Origin of the sequence: Pikeienuella piscinae, assembly GCF_011044155.1 — a bacterium.
In the GTDB taxonomy this organism is placed as follows: Bacteria; Pseudomonadota; Alphaproteobacteria; order Rhodobacterales; family Rhodobacteraceae; genus Pikeienuella; species Pikeienuella piscinae.
This window is the reverse complement of record NZ_CP049056.1, coordinates 3,071,332-3,082,238: the sequence shown is the minus strand read 5'-3', so window position 1 is coordinate 3,082,238 and position 10,907 is coordinate 3,071,332. Positions and strand designations below refer to the sequence as shown.

General features: G+C 57.2%; 9 protein-coding genes. 7 read left to right on the top strand and 2 right to left on the bottom strand.

What is annotated here, in order from left to right:
• Genes G5B40_RS14695 through G5B40_RS14665 form a run of 7 tightly spaced genes read left to right on the top strand, consistent with a single transcriptional unit; the run spans position 1 to position 8,765 of the window.
• Positions 1 to 594: a restriction endonuclease subunit S gene (locus G5B40_RS14695; RefSeq protein WP_165099993.1), complete on the top strand. Its 594-nt coding sequence runs from the start codon at positions 1 to 3 to the stop codon at positions 592 to 594.
• Entirely contained in the window at positions 591 to 2,108 is a 1,518-nt protein-coding gene (locus tag G5B40_RS14690) for a type I restriction-modification system subunit M (protein ID WP_165099991.1), read from the top strand. The genes G5B40_RS14695 and G5B40_RS14690 overlap by 4 nt, the downstream gene beginning before the upstream one ends.
• Positions 2,101 to 3,300, top strand: a complete 1,200-nt coding sequence (locus tag G5B40_RS14685) for a restriction endonuclease subunit S (protein ID WP_165099989.1) — start codon at positions 2,101 to 2,103, stop codon at positions 3,298 to 3,300. Before G5B40_RS14690 ends, G5B40_RS14685 begins: the two co-directional genes overlap by 8 nt.
• Positions 3,300 to 3,764, top strand: coding sequence for a hypothetical protein (locus G5B40_RS14680; RefSeq protein WP_165099987.1), 465 nt, complete (start codon positions 3,300 to 3,302; stop codon positions 3,762 to 3,764). The genes G5B40_RS14685 and G5B40_RS14680 overlap by 1 nt, the downstream gene beginning before the upstream one ends.
• Positions 3,764 to 4,840, top strand: coding sequence for a serine/threonine-protein kinase (locus tag G5B40_RS14675; protein ID WP_165099984.1), 1,077 nt, complete (start codon positions 3,764 to 3,766; stop codon positions 4,838 to 4,840). The genes G5B40_RS14680 and G5B40_RS14675 overlap by 1 nt, the downstream gene beginning before the upstream one ends.
• Entirely contained in the window at positions 4,837 to 8,052 is a 3,216-nt protein-coding gene (locus G5B40_RS14670; protein WP_165099981.1) for a type I restriction endonuclease subunit R, read from the top strand. Before G5B40_RS14675 ends, G5B40_RS14670 begins: the two co-directional genes overlap by 4 nt.
• Positions 8,049 to 8,765 carry a M48 family metallopeptidase gene (locus tag G5B40_RS14665; protein WP_165099978.1) on the top strand — a complete coding sequence of 239 codons (717 nt, stop codon included), beginning with the start codon at positions 8,049 to 8,051 and terminating at the stop codon, positions 8,763 to 8,765. Before G5B40_RS14670 ends, G5B40_RS14665 begins: the two co-directional genes overlap by 4 nt.
• A gap of 368 nt (positions 8,766 to 9,133) precedes the next feature.
• On the opposite strand, the gene G5B40_RS14660 is transcribed toward G5B40_RS14665, so the two are convergent.
• The gene (locus tag G5B40_RS14660) at positions 9,134 to 10,096 is read right to left on the bottom strand and encodes a transglutaminase family protein (protein ID WP_246209543.1); all 963 of its coding nucleotides are present in this window, start codon (positions 10,094 to 10,096) and stop codon (positions 9,134 to 9,136) included.
• Between the two features lie 220 nt (positions 10,097 to 10,316).
• Positions 10,317 to 10,850 (bottom strand): hypothetical protein, encoded by a 534-nt coding sequence (locus tag G5B40_RS14655; protein ID WP_165099976.1) that lies wholly within the window; start codon positions 10,848 to 10,850, stop codon positions 10,317 to 10,319.
• Between the last annotated feature and the right edge of the window lie 57 nt (positions 10,851 to 10,907).

Below are 10,907 nucleotides of genomic sequence, written 5' to 3'. Positions count from 1 at the left end.
ATGCAGCTCGGAGAGCTATGCGACATTCATTCAGGCTACACCGCGCGCGGTCGACTAGAGCCAATTCCCGAAGGCGGCGTGCCAGCCATCCAGCTGCGTGACGTCAGTCCGCACGGCGACGTCTCTGACAGCTCGCTGCTGCGATATGATCTCGCAGACCTTTCGGATCGCTACCTTGTCCGAGGCGGTGAGGTGATCTTCAGATCTCGCGGCGAGCCGAACACTGCAGCCGTCGTGAGTGCCGCGCTCAGTGAGCCCGCAGCTGTCATTGTTCCACTCATCATCATGCGCCCGGATCAAGAACACGTACTTCCCGCGTATCTCGCCTGGGCGATCAATCAACCCGACGCGCAGCGAAAGCTCGGCTCAGAGGCTCAGGGAACAAGCCTGCGCATGATACCGAAAGCTGTGTTGGAGCGGCTGGAAATCCCTTTACCTGACCTCGAAACCCAGCACCACATCGCGACCGTCGATGCCCTCGCACGACGTGAGGGCGGCCTTTTGCGAGAACTCGCCGACCGTCGCGCTCAGTTCCATAGCCTCATTTTAAGCGAGCGGGCCAGGCTCGCCCCACAACAGGGATACCCGCAATGACAGACCAGATTACCCAACAGCAAATCAACCAGACCGCATGGGCCGCTTGCGACACCTTCCGGGGTGTCGTCGATGCGGGGCAGTACAAGGACTACATCCTTGTGATGCTGTTCCTGAAATACATCTCGGACCTCTGGAACGATCATCTCGTCAACTACCGCAAGCAATACGGCGAAGACGAAGCCCGCATCCGCCGCAGGCTGGAGCGTGAGCGTTTCATCCTGCCTGAGGGCGCAAGCTTCTATGACCTTCATGGTCAGCGGAACGAGGCAAATATCGGCGAACTGATCAACGTCGCCCTTGAGCGGATTGAAGACGCGAACCGCGCCAAGCTCGAAGGGGTCTTTCGCAACATCGACTTCAACTCGGAATCCAACCTTGGTCGACCGAAAGACCGGAACCGCCGCCTCAAGAATATGCTTGAGGATTTCGCGAAACCGGCAATGGACCTCAGCCCCAGCCGGGTCAACGAGGACATCATCGGCGAATGCTACATCTACCTGATTTCGCGCTTCGCCTCGGATGCGGGCAAGAAGGCGGGCGAGTTCTATACGCCCTCTGCCGTCTCGGGCCTTCTCGCGAAACTTGCCGCCCCCAAACCTGGTGACACGATCTGTGATCCAGCATGCGGGTCTGGCTCGCTTCTGATTCAGGCATCGCAGGAGGTGGGGTCCGAGAACTTCGCCCTTTATGGGCAAGAGGTGAACGGGGCCACTTGGGCGCTGGCGCGGATGAACATGTTTCTGCACGCCCGCGACGCCGCGCGCATCGAATGGTGCGACACGCTCAACAGCCCAGCGCTGGTGGAGGGCGACCACCTGCAGAAATTCGACGTGGTGGTGGCCAACCCGCCGTTCTCCTTGGACAAATGGGGGGCCGAGGACGCCGCCAGCGACCAGTTCAAACGCTACTGGCGCGGTGTGCCGCCGAAGTCCAAGGGCGATTACGCCTTCATCACCCACATGATCGAGATCGCCAAGCGCCAGACCGGGCGTGTGGCGGTGATCGTGCCCCATGGTGTGCTGTTCCGCGCCGGGGCCGAAGGGCGCATCCGTCAGGCGCTGATCGAGGAAAATCTGCTCGATGCGGTTGTCGGCCTGCCTGCCAACCTGTTCACCACCACCGGCATTCCGGTGGCAATCCTGATCTTTGACCGCTCTCGCGAAGAGGGCGGCGCGAATGAGGACCGCCGCGATGTGCTGTTCATCGACGCTAGCCGGGAGTTCACATCCGCAAAAACGATTAACGTTTTGGAAGATGCGCATGTGACAAAGATTCTTGAAACTTTCGCGAACCGCGCTGAGGTGGCCAAGTACTCCCACAACGCCAGCTCTGAAGAGATCGCCGAAAATGGCTTCAACCTGAACATACCCCGCTACGTTGATACTTTCGAACCGGAGGACGAGGTGGACGTGGCCGCTGTGCAAAAAGACATCGACCGGATCGAGGCGGAACTGTCTGACGTGCGAGCTAAGATGGCCAGCTTTCTTCGGGAGCTCGGCGTGAATGTCTGAAGAGAAAAAAAATCCTTCCAATTGGAGTTGCGACACCATCGGCGACCACATTCGCTTTGAGGGTGGAACACAGCCTCCAAGGTCGACTTTCGTGTTCGCAGAAAAGCCTGGTTACATTCGGCTTGTGCAAACACGGGACTTCAAAACCGACCAATTTAAGACCTATATTCCAGAAACAGAGCGTCACAAGACCTTCCAAGAACATGACGTAATGATTGGTCGCTATGGACCACCTGTTTTCCAGATCTATCGCGGAAAATCTGGTGCCTACAACGTAGCTCTAATCAAGGCTTCGGCTCGAAATAAGAAGCTAGACCGAGACTTCATGTATTACACGCTGAAACAGGACCGCCTATTCCAACTCATCGACACTTTGTCGCGGCGCTCATCTGGTCAGACCGGAGTCGATATGGATGCCCTTAAGGGTTTCCCGCTTCCGCTTCCGCCACTCCCCGAACAGCGCAAGATCGCTGAAATCCTGCGGACTTGGGACGAGGCGCTCGAAAAACTCACGGCCCTCCGCGCGGCCAAGAAGGATTGGCTGACTGGCATCACGCAAAAGCTGACCGGGCGCGGGGGCGTATTCCCAAACAGTTGGGACCTCAAACCGCTGTCTGTCATTGCCACACGGGTGCGCCGCAAGAATGATGGTGGCGATCACCCGGTGATGACCATCTCGGCCAAATCGGGGTTCCTGATGCAGTCGGACAAGTTCGCCCGCGACATGGCAGGCAGCAGCGTCGATAACTATACGCTACTGCACGAAGGCGAGTTTGCCTATAACAAGGGCAACTCTCTGGCCGCGAAATATGGGTGCATCTATCAGTTGGATCGCCCGACAGCAGTGGTTCCGTTCGTATATTTCTGTTTCGCCCTGAAATCGGGGCTGGATGCCAATTTCTATTCCCACCTGTTCGCAGCAGGCGCGCTGAACCATCAGCTGTCGCGCCTGATCAATTCCGGCGTTCGCAACGATGGCCTCCTGAACCTCAACGTCGAAGACTTCTTCGGTTGCAAGGTGCCGGTTCCCCCAATTGAAGACCAGCGCCGTATCGGCGAGGCGCTGACAACGGCGAAACACGAACTTTCCCTTCTCGATGAAGAGATCGAAGCCCTGACCCAACAAAAACGCGGGCTCATGCAGAAATTGCTCACCGGGGAATGGCCGGTCACATTGGACGAGGAAGATTGATGAAGGTTCTTGGATTCCGCGGCGACCCGAAGGCGCCCAGATATGCGATTGTCTATGAAGATAACGGGGTTTTCACCCTTGAGAACGCATCTAATGACACCAAGCTGACGGTTCCGGCCTCGATCTCCGATGAGGCCGATGCCGAGCGTATCGATTGGGTCTACCGCGAAATTCTGCGGATCTTTGACGAACATCCGGACATCACCAAGGTGATGATCAAGGCGAATGAATACACCCAGAATGACAGCAAGCCCAAACGGCGCTCGGCGCACAATGAGGCGGCCGTCATGCTGGCCTGCGCCCACCGCGGCATTCCGGTCGAGGTTAAGATCTACGCATCGATGGCCACCAAGAGCGCAGACACGAAACGCCATGCAGAGTCCCGTGTCGGAAAGACAGACAAGTATTGGGACAACAAGATGGCTGACGCGGTCAATGCCGCCTGGTGGGGGGTGCGCCACTGATGACCCAGCTTGTTCCCGTCACACTCGCCCCGACCATGCAGTTGTACAAATACCACCTGACCAGCAAGATCGGGCAAGGCTCGTTCGGCGAGGTTTGGCTGGCCAGCGACATGGCGCTCCGACGGGAATTTGCGGTCAAGATCCTCAGGCCCGGGATCTCGGTCGACGAACGGTTGCGCGAGGCACAGATCGGTAACCTGCTGTCCCACAACAACCTCGTCCACATTCATCAGGCAGATGTCGTCAACGTCAATGGTGCCGATGTTGTGGTGCTTGCCATGGACTACCATTCGAATGGATCGGTTGAGACGCTGGCGAACCCGGCCGGTTTCCTGCCCCTGCCGGGCGTGCTTCAGATCGCTCGGGATATCCTTCAAGGCCTCGATTATCTGCATGCGCGGAGCTTTTTTCACAACGACATCAAGCCCGGAAACATCCTGATCGGCGCGCAGCAGCAAGCGATGCTGTCGGACTACGGCATCACGGGCGTGTCCACCAATGGCGCTCCCGTAGCTGCGCCGAATGCCTACCTTCTTCATCGTGCCCCTGAAGTTCGCGCAACAGGCAATGTTGGCGTCAGTTCCGATATTTTTCAGGTGGGGATGACGCTGGCTCGGCTTCTGCTCGGCCTGAACCACCTTCAGGCGATCTGGGCCAGTGTTGGACGCGCAGATTATGAGGATGAGATTAATGCAGGCCGTCTGCTGACGGCGAAGGATTTCCCCAGCCACATCCCGGCCTCTGTCCGTCGCGTCGTTCTAAAAGCCGTCCACCCCGATCCCAACCAGCGCTACACCAGCTCTCTCGAAATGAGACGGGCAATCGAGAAACTGAATTTCCCGGGTCATTGGAGTGTGGATGCAACTGGCAACGAGTTTGGGCGGGATCGCTCATACGAGTATGCCTACGAAGTCACACCAGCGACTTCTGGCAATTTCGACGTCACCTGCTTCCGTCGAGGTATTGCCTCGGGCAAGACACAGCGTATCACCAAGTTCTGCCGGAAAGCGCTGACAAGTAAGCAGGCCGATAAGGCCGTTTCTGATTTCAAATGCTTTGTGGTGACCGGACGATGACCTTTAACGCTGCCGAAAAATTTCAGTCACAGATCCCCGCGATCCAGCTCCTGGTTGCGATGGGTTTCAAGCCGCTTTCCCAAGAGGAGGCCCTTTCCTTACGTGGCGGGCGTCAGCGGAACGTTGTCCTGGACGACGTGCTCGTCGAAAGCCTGATGCGGATCAATCGTTTCACCCATCGTGGGCGGGACTATGGTTTTGATCTGGAAGATGCGCATGAGGCAATGCGGCGGCTCAAGCCCACGCCCGACCGGCTCAAGGGCCTGCGGGGCACCAACCAGGACATTTATGATACGCTTGTCCTCGGCACGACTATAACGAAGTCGATCGACGGCGACTCCAAAAGCTACTCATTCCGTTTCATCGACTGGGAGAATCCCGACAACAACGTTTTTCATGTCACGGCGGAGTTCGCCGTTGAGCGCACCGGTACCACCCAAACCAAGCGATGCGACATCGTCGCCTTTGTAAATGGCATCCCGGTGCTGGTTATTGAAAACAAGCGCCCGACCGAAAGCCTGAAAAAAGCCGATAGCCAGCTGATCGGATACCAACACGAAGACAACATCCCGCAGCTTTTCCACTTTGCGCAGCTGCTGATCAGCATGAAGCGGTCCGAAGCACGGTATGCCACGGTCGGGACCAAGCGACAGTTCTGGCAAACTTGGCGGGATGAAGAGGATACCGACGAGGCGATCGCACCGCTCGCCAACCGCGACCTGACAAATGCCGAGAAGGACGCGATCTTCTCTGGTGATTTCTCGACCGCCCGAACATATTTCGAGGCAATGGCCGCGGAGGGAGATCGCGCTGTCACGGCCCAAGATCGCACGACCTATGCGCTCTGCCGACCTGAACGGCTGCTCGATCTCATCCGGCGCTTCACAGTCTTTGACGGCGGCGTTCGGAAAGTAGCGCGTCATCAGCAGTTTTTCGGCATCCGCCGCGCGGTGGAGACCGTGAAGCAATTCGATGTCAACGGCGCCCGCAAAGGCGGCGTAATCTGGCACACGCAGGGCTCGGGCAAATCGTTGACTATGGTCATGCTGGGCCGCTCGCTGGCACTTGATAAAACTATCCGGAACCCGCGAATCTTGATCGTCACCGATCGAGACGATCTCGACAAGCAAATCAAGGATACCTTCAAGTCATGTGATCTTGAGCCAATTCGCGCCACAAGTGGATCGCATCTCCTTGAACTCATCCGTGATCGGGCCCCCTTGGTAACAACGATCATCAACAAGTTCGAAACAGCATTGCGAAACAGCCAAGCTGCGGACGAGGATGCAAACATCTTCGTTCTCGTTGACGAGAGCCACCGTACACAGACAGGTCGCTACGGCGGTCACAGCCAGTTCGCCACCAAGATGCGCAGGCTTCTGCCGCAGGCTTGCTATCTGGGGTTCACTGGCACTCCTCTCCTCAAAAAAGAGAAGAACACGCTCTCGACATTCGGTCGATTGATCCACCGGTATGCCATCGATGAAGCGGTTGCCGATGAGGCGGTGGTCCCACTTTTGTACGAGGGGCGACTGGTTGAACAGCAGATCACCGGCAATGTCATCGATCGCTGGTTTGAAAAGATCAGTGAGGGCCTTACGAATAGCCAGAAAGCTGATTTGAAGGGTAAGTTTTCGCGAATGGACGCGCTGTCCAAGACAGGGCAGACAATCCGGGCAAAAGCTTTTGATATTTCAGAGCATTTTCGCCAGCATTGGCAGGGCACCGGATTTAAGGCGCAATTGGTAGCCCCTTCGAAGGCAGCAGCTGTGCGCTTCAAGGAAGTACTCGACGAAATTGGCCACGTCTCGAGTGCAGTCGTCATCTCGCCGCCAGACGACAATGAAGGGAACGAAGAAGTCGATCAGGAATCCAAGGACGTCGTCCGCAGCTTCTGGTCGAAAATGATGGCCCAATACAAAACTGAGGATGAATATAACCGTCAGATAATCGACGCCTTCAAGGGATCAGGGGATCCCGAAATCCTCATTGTCGTATCGAAGTTGTTGACCGGCTTCGACGCGCCGAGAAACACGGTTTTGTACGTTTGCAAGTCCCTGAAGGAGCACAATCTGCTTCAGGCTATCGCGCGCGTGAACCGCCTGTACGAGGACGGGGACACAGAAAAACAATTTGGGTTCATTGTTGATTATGAGGGCTTGCTTGGTGAACTTGACAGCGCCCTGACGACCTACAGTGCTTTCGAGGGCTATGAGGCTGCGGACCTTGCCGGGACGGTCCACGACGTCAGGGAGGAGATCCGCAAACTCCCACAACTGCACGACCAGCTCTGGGATATCTTCAAGCCCGTCCGCAACAAGAAGGATATGGAGCAGTTCGAACAACTGCTTGGTGATGAAGCCCTGCGGCAGGATTTCTATACACGGCTTCGGGCCTTCAGCCGATGCCTCCACATATCGTTATCATCAGACAAGCTGCTCGATGTCTTTGACGAAGCCAAAATCGACACGTTGAAGCGTGACTGGAAGCAGTTCTCTGAACTGAGGCGCTCGGTTCAACTCCGGTATCAAGAAACCGTCGATGTCCGCGAGTTTGAACCGAAGATTCAGAAACTGCTTGATGACCACGTCGTGGCATTGCCAGCGGAAACAATCATCGAAGTGGTCAACATCAACGATCCCGATGCATTGAAGGCGGTTGTCGAAGAAACAGGTGTCTCGGAGGCGTCGCGAGCGGATCGCATTGCCAGCGCCACACGCCGCGCCATCACCGAAAAGATGGAGGAGGACCCCACGTTCTACCGCGAGTTCTCGGAGCTGCTTGAGGACACGATCCGCGCCTACCGGGAACGCCGCCTTTCAGAGCGCGACTATCTGAACAGCGTCGTTGATTTGGCGAGCAAGGTCGCCAGAAAGGATCGCGGCCGCGAAGTGCCTGAGCCCATCCGGGGCGACGACGATGCTCAAGCTTTCTTTGGAGTTCTGGATACCCGGCTAACAACTAGTGGCGGTGTGCAGGTCAGTGGCGACGATGCAGCCCACATCGCCCTGGATATCGTCGGGATCATCAGGGCCCACCTGATTGTGGACATCTGGTCTAACGACGTGGCGCAGAATAACCTGCGTAACGCAATTGACGACTTCTTCTTCGATGTCCTGCGTGATCAAAAAGGGATCGAATTATCCGTCGAAGTACTGGATGACATTGAGCTCAAAATTATGGATCTGGCGCGTGCAAGGTTCGCGGGATGACAGCAGAATTCAATCACCTGCAATACGGCGAGCAGCGCATCGAATATCGCGTAGTCAGACGCCAAAGGAAGACCCTTGAGATAGCGGTAAACCCCGATGCTTCAGTTGTCGTCACGGCACCAATGGACTCGAGCATTGAGGCAATCGAACAGAAGCTTCGAAAACGGGCAGCCTGGGTTACCCGGCAGCAAAGGTATTTTACGCAGTTTCTGCCGCGCACCCCAGAACGCAGTTTCATAGCGGGCGAAACGCATCTTTATCTTGGCCGACAGTATCGACTGAAAGTCGTCCCGAATGTGCGAGAAAGCGTAAAGCTCATTCGCGGCTATATCGTGGTTGAGACACTTCGACCGAACCGAACTGACATTACTCGCGAGCTGGTTGAGGGCTGGTACCGCAACCGAGCCCACGCCAAGTTCGCAGAGCAGGTCGAACAAAGTCTGCAACGTTTCCCGCAGCCCGAAGCATTCCGGCCGAAAGGGATGATCATCCGCCAGATGAAACAACGCTGGGGGTCAATGTCGCCTGCGCACCGTCTCTTGCTGAACCGACGTCTCGTCGAGGCCCCGGTTGACGCCATCGACTATGTCATCACCCACGAGCTTTGCCACATCGCTGAGCCGCACCACGGCACGGCTTTCTTTGACCTGCTGGACCGGGTGATGCCGGATTGGGAGCGCCGGAAGCAACGCCTAGAGAGGATAATGGCCTGAGAAATTCCGACGCTAGTCGCCGCTGAACCAAACGAGACCGCTGTCCAAATGAAACCATGTGACCGGAATATGATAATAATATCATCCACTTGTGGAACTTCACTAAATCAGCGCAGTCAACAGGTCCGGAGAATATCAGCCCGTAGAGAACGCTTTGGGCCCTCTTCGCACCGGGGCCGGTGAACAGCCCCTCGTGCATAACCCTCGAAAACAACGACAATTTTCACCTAGGGCAACGAGCGGAGAACGATTTCTAAAGGGCAAGTGGCGGAGGGAACGGGACCCCCGTCTAACCTTCTCCGGCCGTTAAGGCATTGTTGTTGATAAGTTTAAACCAGCCGCCGGAAGCCAGTCCCACCAAAACGCCATCAGACAAGCGCGTTGTCCGCGCCGCCTCCTTGGGCTAGGAGCGAGTTGTTTTGAGCCGAAGCACTCTCCACTCTTACTAGTACCTCCATCGAGAGCAAATCGACGTTCGTTCCAATAAAGCTGCCTGCCACCGGGGTGACCTGTGCGATGTTTCGGGCCACGGCGAGTGGTATCAGGTTCCGAGACCCGAAGCTCCGGTTCGTGGGATCGAAGGCAATCCATCCGGCACCGGGGACAAATATCTCGACCCACGCATGGGTGGACCCAGATCCTGCAGACCCAATGAGGCTTCTCTCCACATCGGACAGATAGCCGGACACGATGCGGGACCCGAGTCCAAGCGTGCGCGCGGCTTCGGCGAGCAGGACCGCGAAATCACGGCACGAGCCCCATCGCCGTTCGAGCGTCTCGATCGGTGACTGGGTGCCTTCAGTGTCACGGCTCTGGTAAGAAATCTGGGTCAACACACCGTTGCTGATGTCTTTCAGCAGAGACAGAGTGTCGGTCGGACGCGCCATGACAAAGTCCTCGACCCATCGGGAAAGCCGCCCGTCTGGGTCGCAGTATTGCGGTACCGTCAATGCACCCAGATCCGTCCATTCATCTGCGGCGTAGACAAAGGGATACTGGGCGGCCGAGGCAGCAATGGCAAAGACCGGCCACGCTGGCGCGGTGAGTTCCACCGTGGCGCGGCTCTCGATCACCAGATGATCTGTCAGGCCGTCAAAGACGGCGGTGGCGATGCTATTGCCGACCACGTCATGTGCCCAGGTTACCGTCGCCGTCGGGGAAATGGAGAGGACATGCGCTAGTAGTCGCAGTTCCCGCGTTTCGCGGGGACGTAGCATCAACCTGTGCGGTCCGAGAGAGACCGCATGACGGTACCGGTAGGTTGTGGTGTGAACGATGTCGAGGCAGGCCAAAACGGAGATCCAGTGTGGTTCGAGGATGACGGCGCGCACGTCGATGCGGATCAGCGGCGGCGCGATGACCCGGAGCTATCGGGCACCGCGTTTCGCCAGGCGTTCAACCCCTTGCAGCGCCGACAGATCCGTTCTCCAAAGCCTTCACTCCAGAAAACAGCATCGCATCTCAGACAAGGACGGTTTCGAGGTACGTCGCCAAAGGCCCTTCCGCGGGCGATGTCCGGAAATGCTACGTCGACCGAGGTTTTGTTCGCGATCATATCGAATCCGCGCTGACTTCCGTGCGCATAGCCGACGTCCCTGTCGGTCGTGGGGGCATGCCCTCGTTTTCAGCAGCTTGGATTGACGCAATGTCACGTGCGCCTTGTCGCGCCGGGTTCCGGTCCAGGACATCCCTGTCAGACTGGGGCGTCCCGTGCCCGGAGTAGAGATGTCTCAGATGCGCCTCGGAGACCCCGTCGGCCTCCATAACGAGGCGCACCATCGGATCTGCCAGCATTTCCTCAAGGAAGAAGTCGGACAACGCTCTGCCCGTCAGCTTGTCCCTGGCGCGGGCATGGTCCAGATCGGCAAGGGAAACAGTCAGAGTCCGTGCAAGTCCCGGATGAGATATCCGGGGATGAAGCTTCACAAGGACAGAAGCTTTCCAGGCTGCGGGATCCCGTTGATCAGGGGGTGAAGCCACCTCCGTTTCGATCTCGTATTCTCCCGCCGGGAGCGTCTCGTCAAAGCCCGGAACGGTGAAGGGCCGGGAAAAAACCGCAACGGTCTTGCTCGTCAGATCTTCCATTGGTGCGTTCCTTTCCCTTGTCGCTGTGGATGGGTTGCGCCCTTACAGGAATGAGGC